Source organism: Mycoplasma cottewii (assembly GCF_024918975.1).
Taxonomy (GTDB): domain Bacteria; phylum Bacillota_I; class Bacilli_A; order Mycoplasmatales; family Mycoplasmataceae; genus Mycoplasma; species Mycoplasma cottewii.
This window is the reverse complement of the sequence record NZ_CP103424.1, coordinates 555,701-575,972: the sequence shown is the minus strand read 5'-3', so window position 1 is coordinate 575,972 and position 20,272 is coordinate 555,701. Positions and strand designations below refer to the sequence as shown.

Annotated in this window: 13 protein-coding genes and 1 pseudogene; 10 read left to right on the top strand and 4 right to left on the bottom strand. The window is 23.9% G+C overall.

Translation table 4 applies throughout. The annotated features are described in order from the left end of the window. Positions 1-41 precede the first annotated feature (41 nt). The 7 genes from NX779_RS02490 to NX779_RS02460 all read left to right on the top strand — a co-directional run bounded on the left by NX779_RS02490 (position 42) and on the right by NX779_RS02460 (position 9,001). Positions 42-479 (top strand): hypothetical protein, encoded by a 438-nt coding sequence (locus tag NX779_RS02490; RefSeq protein ID WP_259429850.1) that lies wholly within the window; start codon positions 42-44, stop codon positions 477-479. Beyond that, on the top strand, positions 449-1,312 hold the full coding sequence (locus tag NX779_RS02485; protein WP_259429849.1) for a hypothetical protein: 864 nt from the start codon (positions 449-451) through the stop codon (positions 1,310-1,312). Before NX779_RS02490 ends, NX779_RS02485 begins: the two co-directional genes overlap by 31 nt. A 5-nt stretch (positions 1,313-1,317) precedes the next feature. After that, complete coding sequence (gene uvrC / locus NX779_RS02480) at positions 1,318-3,072, top strand: excinuclease ABC subunit UvrC (RefSeq protein WP_259429848.1); 1,755 nt, start codon at positions 1,318-1,320, stop codon at positions 3,070-3,072. 270 nt (positions 3,073-3,342) lie between these two features. Further along, positions 3,343-4,689, top strand: coding sequence for an FAD-dependent oxidoreductase (locus NX779_RS02475; protein WP_259429847.1), 1,347 nt, complete (start codon positions 3,343-3,345; stop codon positions 4,687-4,689). A gap of 14 nt (positions 4,690-4,703) precedes the next feature. Continuing rightward, a complete protein-coding gene (locus NX779_RS02470; RefSeq protein ID WP_259429846.1) occupies positions 4,704-6,242 on the top strand; it encodes a dicarboxylate/amino acid:cation symporter in 1,539 nt (512 codons plus the stop codon). A 98-nt stretch (positions 6,243-6,340) separates the two neighbouring features. Next, a complete protein-coding gene (gene greA / locus NX779_RS02465) occupies positions 6,341-6,814 on the top strand; it encodes a transcription elongation factor GreA (RefSeq protein WP_004426369.1) in 474 nt (157 codons plus the stop codon). 303 nt (positions 6,815-7,117) lie between these two features. Next, on the top strand, positions 7,118-9,001 hold the full coding sequence (locus NX779_RS02460; RefSeq protein ID WP_259429845.1) for an IS1634 family transposase: 1,884 nt from the start codon (positions 7,118-7,120) through the stop codon (positions 8,999-9,001). A gap of 65 nt (positions 9,002-9,066) precedes the next feature. On the opposite strand, the pseudogene NX779_RS04525 reads toward NX779_RS02460, so the two are convergent. The 4 genes and pseudogenes from NX779_RS04525 to NX779_RS02430 all read right to left on the bottom strand — a co-directional run bounded on the left by NX779_RS04525 (position 9,067) and on the right by NX779_RS02430 (position 16,373). After that, positions 9,067-10,746: pseudogene (locus NX779_RS04525) on the bottom strand (IS1634 family transposase). A 213-nt stretch (positions 10,747-10,959) separates the two neighbouring features. Continuing rightward, positions 10,960-12,675 (bottom strand): coiled-coil domain-containing protein, encoded by a 1,716-nt coding sequence (locus tag NX779_RS02440; RefSeq protein ID WP_259429842.1) that lies wholly within the window; start codon positions 12,673-12,675, stop codon positions 10,960-10,962. A gap of 2 nt (positions 12,676-12,677) precedes the next feature. After that, positions 12,678-13,709 (bottom strand): dsDNA nuclease domain-containing protein, encoded by a 1,032-nt coding sequence (locus NX779_RS02435; RefSeq protein ID WP_259429841.1) that lies wholly within the window; start codon positions 13,707-13,709, stop codon positions 12,678-12,680. 240 nt (positions 13,710-13,949) lie between these two features. Beyond that, complete coding sequence (locus tag NX779_RS02430; RefSeq protein WP_259429840.1) at positions 13,950-16,373, bottom strand: AAA family ATPase; 2,424 nt, start codon at positions 16,371-16,373, stop codon at positions 13,950-13,952. A gap of 461 nt (positions 16,374-16,834) precedes the next feature. On the opposite strand from NX779_RS02430, the gene NX779_RS02425 reads away from it, so the two are divergent. Genes NX779_RS02425 through NX779_RS02415 form a run of 3 tightly spaced genes read left to right on the top strand, consistent with a single transcriptional unit; the run spans position 16,835 to position 19,757 of the window. Further along, entirely contained in the window at positions 16,835-17,722 is an 888-nt protein-coding gene (locus NX779_RS02425) for a DNA-methyltransferase (protein WP_259429839.1), read from the top strand. Beyond that, positions 17,709-18,497 carry a DNA-methyltransferase gene (locus NX779_RS02420; protein WP_259429838.1) on the top strand — a complete coding sequence of 263 codons (789 nt, stop codon included), beginning with the start codon at positions 17,709-17,711 and terminating at the stop codon, positions 18,495-18,497. The genes NX779_RS02425 and NX779_RS02420 overlap by 14 nt, the downstream gene beginning before the upstream one ends. 15 nt (positions 18,498-18,512) lie before the next feature. Next, positions 18,513-19,757, top strand: coding sequence for a hypothetical protein (locus tag NX779_RS02415; protein WP_259429837.1), 1,245 nt, complete (start codon positions 18,513-18,515; stop codon positions 19,755-19,757). The last annotated feature ends 515 nt before the right edge of the window (positions 19,758-20,272 follow it).

Genomic DNA, 20,272 nt, shown 5'->3' with positions numbered 1-20,272 from the left:
AATATTAGATATAATAAAAAAGTAATAAAGGAATTAGAAAAATGCAAGATCAAAATGTAATAAAAAATAAACAACAACTTTATAATGAAAATAAAACTATTATTTTTAAAAGACATAAAAAAAAGTATAAACAAGATTCAGTTGCTTGAGTAGTAAACGGTTTTTTATTATTACTTTTTATTTCAATTAGTTTTGCTCGTATTACTATTATAGGTCAATTAATTGATGATCTTTTATTTAGTTATATTTTTGGTTGAGTTAAATATTTAGTTTATTTAATATTATTAGTTTTTGATTTATGTATTTTTATTCAAATAAAATTTAAGTTTAAAATAAGATTTAAATTAATGCTTTTAGTTGGTTTTATTATAATTTTATGTTTAACATCTTTAATTTTATTTACTGTTATGTATCAAACTAATTCTAATATTTATAAAATAAATTCTTTATGACAAAAAATATTTTTAATGAAATTATAAAAACATACAATCAACAATGAATTAATCACTCAGTATTTAATAAACAAAATTATAAAGTTTTAACACATTATTTAATTAATCCTGATGGATATTTCAATCCTTATTTAGGTGGTGGAATTATAGGTAGTTTTATTATTGCTGTTTTATTATATACTTCACTTCCAACTACTTATATAATTGTGATTTTTATTATATTTATTTACTTTAATTGAATTTTAACTGGTGATGGATTTTATTTATTTAAACCTAAACATAAAAAAAGAGGTAAAGCATTAAGAATTCTATATTTATCATCTAAAGATACTCCAATTTATGCTGAACTATTAAATCAAATACAAATAAATGATCAAGATCTAAAAGTTAATAATAATTTAAATAAAATAGATAATTTAAATACTAATTTATTATTTGATAATAAAGATATTAATAATAGTGATCTAATTATTCAACTACCATCATATGTCAAAGCTAAAAAAGAAGAATTAAAAGATTTTAAAGCTATTTTAGAAGATGATTATGATTTAAAATATGATCTAGAAATTGATCAAACTGAAATGATAGATGATGTAAATATTGATGATGTAATTATTGAAAATGAAGAAGATGATGGTCAAGATGATGAAGAAGATTTTGATAAAGAACTTAATTTAATTAATATTAAAATGAATCAAAAAGATGTTCCAATCGAACAAGCAAGAGAACAATTTTGACAACAAAGAGATATTAATCCTTTTGGGTGAAATAAAAATCAACAAACTGAAGAAAATGAAAACAAAAACAATACTTTAGATAAATTATTATCAGATGATGATACACTTACTTTTAACAAATAAAGATTATGAAACTAGAACAAAAAATTAATTTATTACCTAATAAAGCAGGTTGTTATTTATATTTAAATAATTTAAAACAAGTTATATATGTAGGAAAAGCTAAAAATCTTAAAAAAAGAGTTAGTTCTTATTTTAATCGTGCTCATAATATTAAAACTACAAGATTAGTTCGTGAAATTGATGATATTAATTATTTTGTTGTAAATAATGAAAAAGAATCTTTAATTTTAGAAGAAAATTTAATTAAAAAATATCGTCCTAAATATAATATTTTATTAAATGATGATAAAGCTTATCCTTATATTGTAATTACTAATCAAAAAGATCCAACTTATAAATATGAAAGAAAATATAATAAAAAAGCTTTAAGAAATTATGGACCTTTACCATTAAAAAGTAATGCTAGAGCTATTTTATTAACTTTACAAAGATTGTTTCCTTTGAAAAGGTGTAAAGGTAATTTAAATAAACCTTGTTTATATTATCATTTAAATCAATGTTCTGGAGCTTGTTTTAAACAAGTTGATGAGAGTTATTATTCAAATCAAATAAAACAAGTAGATAAGTTTTTTAAAGGTGATATTAGTCAAGTTAAAACTAATTTAATTAATCAAATGAATAAAGCAAGTGAATTGTTACAGTTTGAACAAGCTCAAAAAATTAAAGAGCAACTTGCTAGTTTAGAATTTATTACAACAAAGCAAAATGTTGAGTTTAATAGTGATAAAAATATTGATGTTATTAATTATTATTTAGATGATAATAGAATTTGTTTTGTGATTTTATTTTATAGAAATGGTCAATTAACTTTTAAAGATGAGTATGTTCAAAATTATGAAAGTCAAGAAGTAGTTGAATTATTAAATAGTTTTTTACAACAAATTTATGATAAGAATATTACTCCTGATATTTTATTAATTCCTAATGAAATTGAACTATTAGATATTGATCAAAACATTTTAAACTTTACAAGTCACAGTTTAAATAAACAAGATCAAATTCTAATTAATTTAGCAAAACAAAACGCTATTGAACTATCTAATAAAGCTAAATTATCAAATAATGTTAATCTAGGAAGTGAAGATGAAATTTTAACTACACTTCAACAAATATCAAATATTAGAACATATCCAAGTTATATTGAAATGTTTGATATTTCAAATATTTATAACCAATTTATAACTGGAGCTTGTGTTGTATATAAAAATGCTAAAGCTATTAGAAGTGAATTTAGAAAATATAATATTGATTCAACTAACACTTCTGATTTTGATCGTATGAAATTTATGATTAAAAAAAGATTTACTAAAAAATTAGAAACTAATGATACATTACCTGATCTAATTATTGTTGATGGATCATCAGCTCAAATAAAAGCTTGTAAACAAGTTTTAGAACAATTAAATTTAGATATTGATGTAATTGGATTAGTTAAAGATGATCATCATAAAACTAGAGCATTAATTGATATATTTGATCAAACTGTTGAAATAAAACAATTTAAAAAACTATACAATTGATTGTCTGGCGTTCAAATTAGAGTTGATGAATATGCTAAATCTGGATTTAGAAAAAAATATCATAATCAAATTCAAGATCAATTATTAAATATTAAAGGAGTAGGTAAAAAAACTAGTCAAGAATTATATAAACATTTTAAAACTATTGATAATATTAAAAATTCTAATTTTGATGAGTTAAATAAAGTAGTTAAAAATAAAAAGATTACTCAATTAATATTAGATTATTTGAATGATTAAATATTTTGTGTTATATTGATATAGCAAGTATTCATTTTAGAATATTTGGATCGGCGGTTTAGTCTTAGCCAGCCCTGCTGACCTTGAGGATGCTTAACGTAAATGTAGGACTAGAAAATTAAGCTTAGCAATAAGCTTAATTTTTTTATGTATTTCTGAAGTGTGAAGTTCATTAAAACTTAGTAAAATGTAATATAATTTAAATTAGAATTAACTATATTAAAGAAAAAATAATTTCTTTTTTATTTTTATAAACTTTAGGAGGTAAAAATGAGAGTAGTTATTATTGGTGGTGCTGCTAGTGGGATGACTGTTGCTAGTAGAATTAAAAAACTATCAAATCAAACTGAAGTTATAGTTATTCAAAAAGAAGATTATGTTTCACTTGGTGCATGTGGATTGCCTTATTTTGTAGGTAATAAAGATTTACAACCAAACAATTTACTTGCAAGAAGTGTTGAACAATTTAGTGAACAAAATATTGTAATTCATACTAAATCGGTAGTTGAAAAAATAGATGATCAAAATAAAAAGATTTGATATAGAAAAGATGATAATTTAATTGAGTTATCATATGATAAACTAGTTATTTCAACAGGAGCAAAACCTATTGTTCCTCCAGTTAAAGGAATTGAATTAGATAATATTTTCACTTTAACAAGATTAGAAGACGGTATTAAATTAAAAGAAAAATTACAAAATGATTCTATTAAAAAAGTAGCTGTTATTGGTTCTGGATTTATTGGTTTAGAATGCTTAGAAATGCTTGCTGAATTTAATAAAGAAATTACTTTAATAGAAAAAGAATCACAATTAAACAAAAGAATATTTGATAAAGAAATTACAGATTTATTAGAAGAAAATCTAATTAAAAATAATATTAATATTATTAAAAATAATGGTTTAGCTTATTTTGAAAAATCAGATTCAAATAATATTAATATAGTTTTAGAAAACAATTCAAAACTAGAAGTTGATTTAGTTATTTTAGCTATTGGATTTAGACCAGCTACTCAATTTTTAAATGATTCAAATATTGAAATGTTAAAAAATGGAGCAATTGTAGTTGATAATAAAGGAAGAACTAACTTAGCTGATATTTGATCTTGTGGAGATTGTGCTACTTCAATTCATAGAATCACAAAACAAAATACTTATACTCCACTAGCTACAGTTGCTAGAAAATTTGCTAAAGTTGTTGCTGATGATATTTTAACAATTGATAATCAATATCAAGGAACATTACAAACTGCTATTGTAAAATCATTTGATTCTGAATTAGCTTCAACCGGAATTAATGAATCAACAGCAAAAGAATTAAACTATGAATATAAAACAGTATTTATTAAAGATTATGATCACCCTTCATATTATGCTAATCCAAATCCAACACCTTTAGCATTAAAACTAATTTTAAATACTAAAACTAATACATTAATTGGAGCTCAAATGTATGGAAGTAATTTATCAGTGATGAGAATTAACTTTTTAATTAGTTTAATTTGAAATGAAATTAAAATAGATAATTCATTAACTCAAATAGATTTACCATATGCTCCACCATTTTCAAGAGTAGTAGATATCATACATATTGCTTTAGAAAAATTATTAAAATAAGGAGGTTAAAATAAATGATATTAGCTGATAAAAAACCTAATGTTTTACTTGATAAATTTTTAGCAATCAGTAGTTGACAAGCACTTGTTTCAATACTTGTTTTTTCACTTATTAGTGCTTTGTTATGATTTGGATTTAAAAAATATAAAATAAAGTTTATTTATAGAATTTTAATAGCATTAGCTTTAGGATTAACTTTTGGTATTCTAATTCAAGCAATAAATAATTTTCCAAAAGAAGGATTAAGTAATGTATCATGAGCAGTTCAATTAGATATATGAGTTTCATTATTTAAAAAGATCTTTATTAATGGAATTTTATTATTAACTGCTCCAGTTGTATTTTTAGCTATTTTTAGAGTAGTTTCAAAACCAGGAAAGAAAAATATTGCTAGAATTTCAATTAAAGCAACATCGCTATTGCTTTTAAATACTGCTTTTGCATTTATTGTTACATTTTGAATAGGTATTTTATTAAATGTAGGAAAAGGTGTTCATCTACAACCTATTGGAGAAACTGCTAATAAGAAGTTTGAAACTCAAGCTTTACCAACTATTATATGAAATTATTTCCCAGCTAATTTTGTTCAACCATGATTAGCAAATGCTGTTGTTCCTTTAATGGTATTAGGATTTTTATTTGGTAGTTCAGTTAAAATATTATCTAAAAAAATGCCTGAAGAAATGGAAAAAATTAGAAAAGGTGCCGATGTAGCTTGAAAATTAGTTATTTCTGTTTTAATGACGTTTATGAAAATAATGCCACTAGCTGTGTTTTCAATGATTACTAGTTCAATTATTTCTAAACCTATTGGTGCTTTAGGTTCAATTGGAAAAGCTATTGGAGTTGGTTATATTGGACTAACTATTTCACTAGTTTGAATTACTTTAATGTTACTTGCATTTAAAATCAATGTTATTAATTGATGAAAACACTCTTTTAAAGTTCTAATTCAAGGATTTGCAACTCAATCATCAAACGCGACATTACCAATGCTAATCAATACTTTAAAAGATGATATTAAAGTTGATGATAGTGTTGTTTCAACAGTTGCACCACTTTCAACTACATTAGGTTTAATGGGATGTGCCGGAGTTCAATCAGGGGTTATCACAAGCTTTTTATGAACTGGAGCTCAACATGACAATAATCTAACAAGTATGGGATTAGTAGTATTTTTCATTTTAGCTTTATTTATTACTTTAGTAGCTTCTCTGGGAATTAGTGGAATTCCTGGAACTGCTGGAGTAGTTACAGCTGGAGTATTAGCAGGATTAGGATTTGGTGCTTACTTTCAAGGAGTTTATTCAATCATTGGAGCTTTAGATGGTATTTTTGATATGGGTAGAACTGCAGTTAATGTAACTTCAGGAACTGCTATTAGTACAATTGTAGGTAAAACCGAACATTTAATAGAAGATAGTACAACTGTAATTTCAGAATCTGAAAAACAAAGAATGGAAATCTCTTTAGATAAAAAACTTAAAAAACAACAAGAAAAAGAATTAAAAATTAATAAACAAGAACAAGTTGTAAATAATAATAAAAATTAACATTTAATATTATTTATTATCGTATTTAAGTTATAAATATATCTATAGAACTTTAAATTTCAATATTATATAATTTAAAAGATATAAGGAGAGAAAACATGTCACAAGAAATCATTTTAACTCAAGAAGGATTAGAAGAATTAAAAGTTGAACTTAAACACTTATTAGAAGTTGTAAGACCTAAAGTTATTGAAGAATTAGTTGAAGCACGTAACCAAGGAGATTTAAGTGAAAACGCTGATTATGATGCTGCTAGAAATAGACAAGCTGAAGTTGAAGCAAGAATTAAAGAAGTTGAATCATTAATTAATAGAGCTAAAGTTATTGAAGATTCAAGCGATTCAAGTAATGAAGAAGTTAAAATTGGTTCAACAGTAGAATTTGTTTCTAACTTAGATAAAAAAGTAAGAGAAATCAAAATTGTTGGAGCTATTGAAGCAGATCCTTTTTCAAATTTAATTTCAAATGAATCACCAATTGCAAAAGCTATGTTAGGTAAAAAAGCTGGAGTAACTGTTGAAATTAAAGACATTGCAAAACCATATAAAATTACAATTAAAAAAATTAAATAATATTAAATAAAAAATCTAGCGTGAGCTAGATTTTTATTGCTTAACTTTCTTTTGTAATTTCTTCATCAATTCATTTATTAGAATCTGAAAACATTTCAACTATTTTATCACCATCTAATTCATTATATTGTTCATTAGACAATAATTTACCTTTTTTATCTAAAAATACCCGAGTTTTGCAGTTGTTGTGCTAACAAATAAATAAAAAAGATGAAAAGTTCAGATTTTAAGGGCTTTTTCATCTTTTTTCTTATGCCTATTTACTTTTTCCAAAGTTATGCTAAAATATTTATAGGAGATATTATGATAAAACGAGATGAGATAAAATTTAAAGACGGAACCGTTAAGACATATTTTAGAGTTGTTAGAGGATATCGAGACAAAGACGGAAAAGTTAAACAAGAAATCGTTAAAAGTTTTGGATATCTAGAAGATCAACTAGATCAAGATAAATTCATAAAAGAGGTTGAAGAGTTTAACAAAAACGCACTTAAAGGACCTAGAATAACTTTTAGTGAAATTAAAGATAAATCATTTTTAGATGATCCAAGTTCAAGTTCATATAATTTTGGTTACAAATATTTAGAAGCAGTATATCAATTCTTGGAATTAGATGATTTTTTTGCTAGCTTAAACTACAAAACAACATATTCTATAAATGAAATTTTCAAGTTTTTAGTTCTGCAAAGAATAATGTCACCAGCGTCTAAGAGATCTACATATAAAAAGATAGAATCCTTTTATAATAAAGAACTTAATTTTTCTATTTATGCTGTTTACAGGTGCTTAGATTACATTGATAAGCACTCAGATGAACTTCAAAAACATTTAAATAAGGTTATTTCATCAAAAATAGGAAGAAATGCAGTTGAAACATTCTTTGATTCAACAAATTTTTATTTTGAAAAAGACTTTGAAGATGCAGATGTTTATGAAGAAGTTTTTCCACTTGAAACTAATAAAAAAATCATAAATGATCAACAAATGATTTCAATTAAAGACGGTAATACAGAAAAACAATACAAAAAAATTACAGGTTTATTAAAACGTGGAGTTAGTAAAGAACATGTTGTTGATCCAATTGTTCAGTTGGGACTTATGATGGATTCGAATGGAATTCCAATAAGCTATAAGATTTTTCCAGGAAATACTTCAGATTCAAAAACTCTTTTACCTATTTTAAATGAAGTAAAAAGTAGCTATAACTTAGAACGAACTGTAATAGTTGCCGATAAAGGAATAAACTGTCAAGAAAACATAAAATCTATCGTTAAAAATGGTGATGGTTACTTATTTTCACAAATTCTAAAAGGTAAAAAAGGTAAAAAATACCAAGAAAAAATGTTTGATGAATCATTGTATAAAACAGTTTCTTCAGACTACAAATACCAAGAATTTATCGAACCATTTACTTATTTTGATGAAAATAACAAAAAAGTTACAGTTAAACAAAAAGTTTTAATTTGATGAGATGGAAAAAGAGCAAGAAGAGATATTAGAAAAATTAACGAAAAAGTGCTAAAAGCACAAAATGCAATTAAATATGGGGTTGCTAATCTTACACATAGCTACACAAAATATATAGCAACACAAAATTATTCATCAATAACAGGTGAAATAGCTGATAAAAAACAACTTGTAATTGATGTAGAAAAAATAGAAAAAGATCTAAAATTTGCAGGTTATTCTTGTATTGTGACTTCAGAACTTGAATATGATCACAAAAAAATCCGTGATTTATACCACGGATTATCAAAAATAGAAGATGCTTTTAGAATAACAAAAAACGATCTAGCAACAAGACCGATGTTTGTTAGAACCAAAGAACACATAAATGCTCACATTTTAATATGTTATGTTTCACTGGTTATACTTAGAATAATTTTTCATAAATTAAACGGAAAACTTAGTGTAGAAAGAATTATTGAAGCACTTAATATGTGCTCTTGCAGTAACATAAGTGGTGGAATTGTTTATGTTTACAAAAACGATGAAAAACAAGGTTTTGAAATAAAACAAGATCAAAATGGAAAGGATTATTCAACTACAAAAATAATTAATGATAGTTCACAAACTGTTGAAGATTTTAAACTTTTATCGCAACTATTTGAAAAAACAAACACGATAAAATCGCTAATGACAGATGTTGAATTTGATAAAATTTTGAATTCTATAAGATTTAAATAGCACTTAAAAAGTTGTTGTACTTTTTCCTACGTTTCCCACTTTAAGCATAAAATAACAGTTTAAACTTATAAACCCAAATTTATAAGCCGACTGTTATTTTTTAAAATTTCTAAAATAGTATGATAAGTATCTCAACTTTCTTTTAACTCATCATTAAACACTTGTATTGTTTCTGTTTTTTGTTTGTTTACAAATACCTCAATTTCTTTAACATCTTTAATAACGTTAATCATTTTATGTTCAGTAATTCTATCTTTACCTTGCAATTCTAATCTAGAATTTAAAAGATAAATTACATAATTTAAAAACACTAAAGATACAAAACATAGACATATATATCCAACAATATGATTTCATGTTGATAAATACATCGGACGAAGTGACAATTTACCTTTTAATGTTTTAAAATTAGATTCAATTTGTCACTGTTTTGAATATAAGTTCACAATATCAACTACAGCTAAATCAGTTCTATTTGTTTCATAAACATAATATCCATCGTATTTTTCATCTTCTTGTATTTTGGCTAAATCCAATTCATAAAAAGCACCTTTATTTATAGGTTTGAAAAACTTATATTTTTTTGAACCAGCTAAATTTTCATAAGAAACTAGATTATCTTTGTTCATTTTTTTGACAAAATTTTGAACTAAGATATCTCTATCATTTTTGTCTTTTATTGCACGTTTTTTACTATAAGTTATTATCTGTTTTCTGAAATGACCGTTTGGTCGTTTTTATTGTAAAAGAAGCTATATCACGAACTTTGTATTTAAAAGTTCCATCTGTTATATAATCTTTTCATCTAAAACGTACTCTTTAAATTGTTTGCTACCAGATTTCATTCTATAAGAGATTATGTAGTTTCAATTTTTAGATTCTAAGAATCTAATATTTTTGTTAATGCTCATACCTTTATCAGCGATGATAGTTACTGTGTTTATTTCATAAAGGTTGGCAATTTCTAACATAAAAGGGATAAATGTATTTGAATCAGCACTATTTCCAGGAAAAACTTTGTAATGTAATGGAATTCCATTTTCATCAGTTGCCATTCCTATTACAATTTGATATTCTTTGAATTTTCCATCTTTTGAATAACCAGGTTTTTAAAACCTTCTCTTGAGAATGTTTCAAAATATGCGGTTGTCGCATCAAATCACAATACATCAATTTTTCTGTTTGTGTTATCACAAATTTTCTTGTTTAAGTTTTTAAAATCTCATCTTTGTTTTTTGCAATGTAATCTAATGATCTATAAAATGAATTTTTTGAGTGAGTGTCAATTCTTTCTTTTTTATTGTTTTGTAAGTGTTAAATACGCTAATTGGATTTTTAATTCTTTGATAAATTAACTGCATAATAACATCTTTTAGTGTTGTTGATCTTGTAGTAGTGCAATTATCGAAAATATCGAAATAATCAAAGAGTTTTTCAATAATCTCGTAACCTTTATACCTTTCTATAACCTCTTTTTTAACGATTTTTCTCTTTGAAAATTTCATCTAACTTTGTCTTAGCTTGTTCTTTTGTTCAAGATAGTGGGAAGTTTGCAATAACTGCTTTAATCACAGTTAGTGGATCATCATGATATTCTTTCAATTCATGTAAATAACCATAACCAAATCTGAATTCATACCCCTTGTTATCTCTTCTTGGTACCCTGATTGATAAATATTCACCCTTTTTAACCCTTGCTATTGATGTTCTTCATTGTCTTTTGTATCTTTTCTTGACTTTTTCATATTTGTATTATATCATATTTAAGCATAAAAGTATAGATATTTATATTTTTTTATAAAAAAATATAGCTACTAAAAACGCACTGTTTTTGTAGCTAAGTGGGAAACGTAGGGCACTTAAAAAGTTGTTGTACTTTTTACTTTAGCACAACAACTGCAAAACTCGGGTTAAATAATATTAAATAAAAAATCTAGCGTGAGCTAGATTTTTATTGCTTAACTTTCTTTTGTAATTTCTTCATCAATTCATTTATTAGAATCTGAAAACATTTCAACTATTTTATCACCATCTAATTCATTATATTGTTCATTAGACAATAATTTACCTTTTTTATCTAAAAATATTCTATTAATATTATCTTTATTATTAGTATACTTATCATAGTCGACAGTTGATATTATTGTTTGATTATGAATTTTATTTTCACTTATTAATGATAATATCCTTTCACTTTCTGAGTCCGATGCTTCTTTTGACCTAGGAGAGTCTACTATGAATGGGAATTTTATTATTTCTTTTGATGTGTTAATCAATTCGTGCAAAGTAAAATAATATGCTAGTGTCATCTTAACGGTTTGGAATCCTTGTAAAAAGTATGGTTTATCAATTTTTATAGCAACTTCAAATATTTCTTCATTATCTATTTCTAGCTTATCAAATCATTTTTTTGCTATCTCATCATATTTTTCATTTATCAATTCCTTTTTAGATTTCAGAGTTTTGTTCAATTGTTTTTTTAATTCTTTAATTTTATTATCTAGTGGTTCTATTTGTTGATTTTTAATGTCATTTATTTTTAAATCGAGAGTTTTGTTAATTTTATCAAATAGAATAGTCTGTAAGAAATCATGAAATTCAGTTTTCTTTTCAATTTCAATCTTTTTTTCATTTAGACTTAAATATAATTCTTTATAATCTTCTTTGCACTTTTTAATTTCTTGTTGTGTTTGATCGATCATAGATTGTATCTGAGGCATTGATGTTTCAGCTATGTTTAGAGAATAATTATATTCGATAATAGATCTGTAGTATTCATCATAAAACATTAATTTATAATGATTACAGTTAGGACATTGTAGTGTTATGTATTCGCTATTATCTACTTTGCGTTCTAATATGTTCAATGTATTTTTAAGAATAGAATTTTTTTTATGTAGTTCACTTAATTTATCTTGATTTTCATTTATTTGCTGAAGTTTTTTACTTACATCTTGCTCTATTTCTTGTATCTCTTCTTTCAACTCTTTTTCACTAAGCACTTCAGAATTATTTTCTTCCTCTAGAATTCCAATTGTTGTTTCGTATTTTTCTTTCAATTGTCAAATATTTTTTAAATCTGTTTCCAGGTCTTCTATTTCAATTTTGTTATTAATAATTTCTTTGTTATAAATACCAAGATGACAAAATAGAGACTCCATTCTATCTTTTTTGTTAAATTGTGCAAGTCTTTCAAAATTATTATATAAATCATTATTTCAACCTTTTTCTTGGTCAATATAGTATGGTAAAAAGAAAAATGCAGGGGGAGCTAGGACTAACTTTTTATCTTCCTTACTATTTAAAAAAATTTCAAAATCAAATATTGAACTTAAAAAAGTAGATAACTTAGTTATATTTTGAGTTCCTTTGTAGAGAACACTTCCATTTTCATTATCAGTTACTAAAAAGGAGTTTCTTAACCTATTAATTTTATATGTTCGATCATTTATAGTAAAAATAACAGATGTTAGTTTTGTTTCTTTATTTCATTGATTATCAAAATTTAGATCTGCACCAAACGCATAGTAAATAGATTTAATTAGCGATGACTTCCCCACGCTATTTTGATTACTAGTTATTATATTTATCCCTTTTTCAAATTTAGTTCAGAAAGCTTGTTTCTTTTCAACATCATATATTTCTACTTGTTTAATATAAAATTTTTTCTCCATAATTAAACCCCCTTCTTACACAAGATTGTTATTGCAATAACTTCAACAAAATAATTATCAAGAACGACATATCGATTTCATGAATTCTCACATTTTATATCACTTATAAACTGTAATGTTGAATCTTTAAAATTGTCCATTTCATACTTATTATTTTCTTTAATATCAATCGCTGATCTAAAAATTTCAAAATAGTCTTTGTCCATTTTTTTAATTGAATCATGAATCATTGAAAAGGCTACTGCTATTTTATTAATACTTCAATCTGGAAAATGGTTTTCTACAATACTTTCCAAATATTCAAATGTAATTGGATCACAATAGTTTGCATAGGATATTATATTAGAAAATTCCTTTCGGGTAACACCTTTTTCTTTTGTTATAACTTCTAGATTGTTGTTTCTATACTTATCTTGTTCTTTTGATTGTTTTAATGAGAGTATATCCATTATAGATTTGAATGTGTTTTTTGCTGATCCAATTCCTATACTAGGATTTACTTTACATAAGAAATCGATAAATTTATTTTCTGCAATATTTAGATGAGAATCGTTGGTTAGATCTGTTTTAATTATTGAAAAATTAGTAAGTTCTATATTTTCTATATTTTTCTTTTTTAATGCATTAATAATTTGATTTTGTATTTCTGTTGTTATTTCAGAAAAATCTATTTTTCCAGCTTTACTAATTATATCCTTAATTGGAAAATTAACAATAAGACAAATAGATGATACATTAAACTCATAATTTGCTTTATTATGATTATGAAGTTTTTCAATTATTGATTCCTTTTCTTTTTTTCCTTTCAACAACTGATTAATGCTTATTTCTTTTTCTCCTGTTTTTACTTGATACATTTCAGCATTTAAATCTATTTTATTTGAATTTGGAAATATAGCGATATCATCATAGTGTTCTAGTAATATTAGAAAATCTTCAGTTTCGTTAAATTTATCTATTATAAGTATAAGTGTTTGACTTGTTTGTAATGAATATCTATTGTAAGATATTGCACCAGAATATTTATCTATCAATATTAACCTCCTATATAAAACAAAAATTTAAAAAAGTTTTTTAGTGAAATTAGATTTATTTAAATATTTTGTTATAAAAAAATAATAAAATTCTTTTTCTGATATTTATTTATAAAAAAATAATATAAAAACTTAACCCCTCTTTTATATTTTATAATGGATATTGATAAGAAAAGTTATAAATTAATTAATATCAAAAAAAGCTAAATTTATAGATTTAACAAATAATATATGTGAGAATTATTTTTTCTTCTCGAATTCCTTTAATTTTTCATATATTTGATAAAGTTCTTCATATGTTATTGGATATAAAATGGAATTATTTCCTTTATGAAGTTCTTGCGAAAGTTTTGAATAGCATTCTCTTAGGGTATTAATTTCTTCGTTGCTCACTCCTATTTTAGATAATTTATCCCATCTGATATTTTGTTGATTTCCTTTCATTGTATATCTTCTAGGTAACTGATTATTCAAAATTATTTCATCAATAATAGATTCAATAGCTAATCTTAATACTAACGAGCATTCTTGTATATTGATTTCTTTTGGTTTATTTAATTTTTTTCTAGCATTTTTCATATAAGATTCGAAGTTATCATGAGCACTTTCTATAACAATGCCCTTTTGAATTTTATTAAGATTTTGAATCATATTTATATTAATATCTCTATCCCCTTCTTTTTTGCATACCAACATTAAATCAACCAAGAATATATTGTGGGTGAATATAATAATTTGATTACTTAATCCTAATATAATTTTGCAAAATTCTTTTATCATAAAATTATCAAAACTAGTAACAGGATCATCAAATATTATAGGGTTATTATTATTTCATGTTTTTATTTCTGCAAAAATCAATGATAACATAATAGCTTTCATTTCTCCCTCGCTAAATATTTCAACAATTTTCACATTATTGTGAGATGTATTTAAAAACAGATCACTATTAATTTCTCCTTTTTGAACATTTGGACTTTTAAATTTAAGGGAGTTATTTTTTTTATCAAAAATTCCCATATAATACTCGTAATTTTTAGTAAATTCTTCAGAAAAAAAGTTAGCGTAATTTTTATTAAAAAAAGTACTTAGATTCTTTGTGTTGATTGCTGAAACTTTAGATTTTAAATTTAATAATTTTTTTCTATTTTTAATATATTCTGACACCTCTGCAAAATTTTGGTTTATGCTTTCTACAATGTTAATCTTTTTTGTCATTTCATTGTAAAGTTGGTGATCAAATTGTTCGCTTGCGTTGTATAATGAATCTACATGATTTTTTAATTCTTCTAATCGATTAAAATCCATTTCTAATCTAGGAAATTCATTTATTTGTAGGTTAAAAATAGATAAATTACTTTTTATAATATTTATAAACTCAACAAGTAATTGATCTTTATCTATAATTTCCGGTAGATCAACATATTTGTCTTTCTGGGAAATTAAACTTTCAATAATACCTCTTATATCATCAGAAACTTTTTCTATTTCAGTTTGTAATGTGTCTTCAAGAAGTGATGAATATGTTTTTACAATTTTTAAAGACTCATTATCGTATGCTCTTTGACAATAAGGACACCTTTCTTTATACAAAGAATTTTCTTCTGTTAAAATATGGGCTGCTTTTATTAATTGGTTTCACGAATCAGTTTTAAATCCTGCTATAGACTTTATATTATCTAAACTTTCAAGAACCTTTTCCTTTTGAAGGGAAAGTGAATCATATTTATTAAATAGAGATCAATATTCCTTCAATTTTGCTAATGAATTAATTAAATAATTTGATATTCTTTTTAGATTATATCAATCATTGTGATTAATCAATGCATCCTCTGATGTCTGAATATAACTATCAGTGAAAACTTTTTTATTATAATTTTTGATTAATTCATATTTTGTTTCATTTATATTTTCTATACCTTTTGTAAGTTCTAAAATAATATCATTACCCTCTAAGACTTCTTCTTTTAATATTTCTTTTAATATTTCGTTATTTTCTTTTATTTTTTCAGATATTTCATTATTTATATTTTTTGAAATGTAATCTATTAAAACAACAAGATCTTTGATTATGTAGAAGTCACTAGGATAGATAGCATATTTATTTTTTTCTATTTTAGAAAAGATTTGATTTTGTTTATTTGTATCAAAAAATATCATATTTGTATTTAGCAACTTCTTATAATCACTATATTTATACTCTTGATATTGGCCGTTTTTTGTCCACTTAATAACGAAATCTATATCTTTTAAATTAGATTGTGGAATGTGTATATTTGGCAATATATTAATATCTGTCCCACTAAAAGCTTTCTTTAGAATTCTAAAATAACTTGATTTTCCCGAACCATTTGCTCCATAAATTAAATTCACATCTTTGCAAAAATTTATATTTTCATTTTCTATTAGTGCATTACATCCAGAAATATGATTTAATTCTTCTATTGTTGCTTTAATGTTTTTATTTTGCTTATTGTTGCTTATTAAAAGTGAATCAAAATCAATATTTGGAAAAGATTGGTCTAAGAAAGAATTTACTAAATATTTACTCTGTTCTTCGTTAATTTTACAATCATTATTTAGATAGTAGAAAATTATAAATTTTATAAAATTATTTTTTTCATTTTTAGCATAATTTATTAAGTTATTAATAATAGATATCATGTCTAACCTCCTGGCTTAATTTATTTATAAAAATATATCTTTTATATTTTTAAATAATTTATAAAAGTTAATCAACCTTTTTTATAAATAATATTTGTTTTATCTAAAACAAATATTCAATTCGATTACAATATCTAGGTAATATAGAAACCTTTAAAATACAGAGTTTTTTATATTATAATTTAATAGTTATAATATAGTTACAAAACATTTATTTATAATCTATGTATGTGCAATAAATTATTTAATTATACATAAAATTGAGTTAATAAAAAGATACATATTTCCGACTGTAACAAATAACATTGATATAATTATGTAACTATTATATAGTATCAATTTGCAAAATATTATGCATTATACAATACTTGCATAACATTTTATTGTTAGCATTATTTATAATCATATATAAAGAAAACTCTGTCATAACTTATATGGAATATTAGAAAGTGTCACTAGAAATGAAAATAACAAGTAAAAAAAATATAAAAACCAATATTGTATATTATCACAGCTCAAAAAAAATGAAAGAATTAACTGATGAGTCTGTAGATCTAATAATAACAAGTCCTCCATATTTTAATATAAAAGATTACTCTAAAGATGGTTACCAAAAAGATAATCATAGTGAAAAAATAAAAGGTAATGTTGGAGATATAAAAGAATTTAACAAATACATTTCAAATTTATTAGATGTTTGAAAAGAATGTTACAGAGTATTAAAACCTAATGGAAAATTATGTATAAATGTACCTCTTATGCCTATGTTAAAAAGAGAATATAATAGCCATTACAACAGACATATATATGATTTACAAAGTGAAATACAACACAGCATTCTTTATAAAACAAATTTTTTCTTATTAGATATTTTTATTTGAAATAGAACAAATTCCACAAAAAGATTGATGTTTGGTAGTTATCCCTATCCTAAGAACTTTTATGCACAAAATACTGTAGAATTTATAACTATTTTTGTTAAAGATGGAAAACCAAATAGTGATATAGATGAAGAGAGAAAAAAAGATAGCAGGTTAACCCAAGACGAATGGTTAGAGTATACAAAACAGATATGAAATATTCCAATACCAAATAAAAAAGATATAGCATTTGGAAAACATTCAGCTATAATGCCAGAAGAAATAGTAAATAGACTAGTTCGTTTATATTCATTCGTGGGAGATGTTGTTCTTGATCCATTTACCGGAAGCGGAACAACACTTAAAAAAGCATATGAATTGGATAGAAAATATATAGGATACGAGATATACCCACATTACAAAGAAATAATAGATAATAAAATAAAATCAGTCGATGCTATGAAGGAGCTAAAAAATGAAATTAAATAATGTTTATAATCTTGACATAATCGATTTTTTAAAAAAAATAAAAAATAAATCAGTAGACTTAATAATAGCAGACCCTCCATACAACCAGAGAATAGATTATTGAGACGACTTTGTTAATGAAGAAGAGTATATGAAATTTATGAGAAGGTGAGTCAAATTAGCGTGTAAAAAATTAAAAGATAGTGGAAGTATTTATATTTTTAATAACGCTTATAACTCAGCCTTAACCGTACAAATTTTGAATAAAGAAGGGCTAATATATCAAAACTGAATAATTTGATATAAAAAGGATGGTTTTAATAGTTCTAATAGGAAATATGTCAATAACCAAGAAACTATTTTATTTTTTACAAAGACAAATAAATATACATTTAATTATAATGACATAAGATGTGAATATAGTTCTAAAGAAAGAATCAAGGCAGCTCAAGAAAAAGGTATAATAAAAAATGGAAAAAGATGATTTCCAAATCCTAATGGAAAACTATGCACTGACGTTTGAGAAGTACCATCAGTGAGATTATCTAATAAAGTAAATGGAAAAACAGTTAAAACCGCTCATCCTACTCCAAAACCCAATAAAATAATAGAAAGAATAATAAAGGCTAGTTCAAATGAGGGAGACTTAGTTCTTGATTTATTTAGTGGGAGTGGAGTAACTTCTATTGAATGTATCAAAAATAAAAGATTATTTTTAGCATGTGAAAAAGATCTTAATTTTTATAATTTAATAAAAGAAGAATTAGAAGAATTAGAAAAAATAATATGTAATTAATGGGGGATATGTTATATGAATGAATTAAAACTTATTGAAATAGATCGTTCAAAGAGATGTCTTAAATTTTTGGAAAAAAGAGTTTTATCAGATAATTATAGAGGTATTCAGATATCACAACATAATAGATACACTTTGGAAAAAGTATTAGTTTTATTAAAAGAACTTTATAATATCGCCGGAACAGAAAAATTAGAAATAAGAACAACCGATCTTTCTAAAAGGGTAAGGAATAATATAAATGAAATAAAATACTCTCAGTATGTTAGTAATGTTAATAACCATATCAAAACAGGCACTCAGGATAGTATTAGAAAAAATTTATTCGTTGATCTTCATAGAATGGGACTTATTAATAGGTTTAATGGAGAAAAAATTATTCAACCCGATGAAAGAAAAAAGGTTACAAGTGTATCTATAACCAAAAAAGGTATTGAACTAATAGAGGAAAAAAATATCAGACAACAGACAATGCTTTTTTCTGAACATTTGAACATATTAATGAAAAATTTGGTTGAATATTTAATAAATATTTTTAAAGTTTTTAATAATATAAATATTGATGAATTTGTTTTTTTTATAACATTTATAAATCAAACTTTAGATGGTATTTTTTATGGTGAAACAGAAATAATTGAGTTAATTGATGAATATAGAACTTTATCTATCATTACAAAAAATGAAGTAATAAAGCGAATTAAAGAATACGCTGACCCTAAGAATTTTAGTGGTAATAAAAAGAATAAAAGAGACTATCATAATTGACTTAATGAGTCTCAACAAATATTATTTTTATTAAATCAAACTTCTTTTTTTGAATATGATAGCAAAAATAAAAAATTATTAATAAAAATTAATGATATCGACTCATTCTTTGATGAACATAGCATCACTGAATTTAGAAAATTTATTAAGAGGTCTCCAATCGAAAAAGAAAATTATTTTAAGAAACATAATGTAGAAAAGAAGCCTGGATATCATTTACATCACATAATACCTATTTTTAGAGCAAAAGATATTCATCACTTTAAATTGATTGATAAATGAGATAATTTATTATACATAGATGCTAAACACCACGATATAATCACAAGAGATAATACTAGAAAAATGGAATTAAACATATTAGAAAATGAAAACGTTATTTTAAAGGATTATTCAACGCAAATAACTTTAATAAAAAACGACAATGTCTTTTATTCAACAAAATGGAAAAATAAAATGTTATCAATAAATAAAAAGTTATTAAAGACACTTTAAGATATATATCAACAAAACATCTACTTATTTTTAACAATAAGAAACAAATTTTAGAGCTTAATTTTTAAAATTATTAAATAGTTAATGATATGAAAGAAAATTTTAATATAAAAAAGTTCTAAATCGATAGTCTAGAATTTTATTCTGGATTTTTTATTCTATTGCATCTTATTTTTCATCTAAGGTTTAAATTATTTGTTTTTGATTAAGTTATGTCAACAAATAAAGTTACATATTCACCACATATAAACATCCATTTTACTGTGTTGTTTTTTTATTTATAAATGAATAAAAATATTTTCTACTATGAAAACAATATGCTTAAACTAGAATCCAAATATAAAATAGAATATTTGTAAATTAAAATTGGAGATATATAAAATTAGAATAAGGACGATTTAGATATGATTAATATTGACGAAAGTATTTATCTTTTTAATAAAAAAATTTGTGATGCTCTGAATAAAATACATATTTATGGCAGACAAAAAGCTTCTTCAGAAATAGTTTGTGCT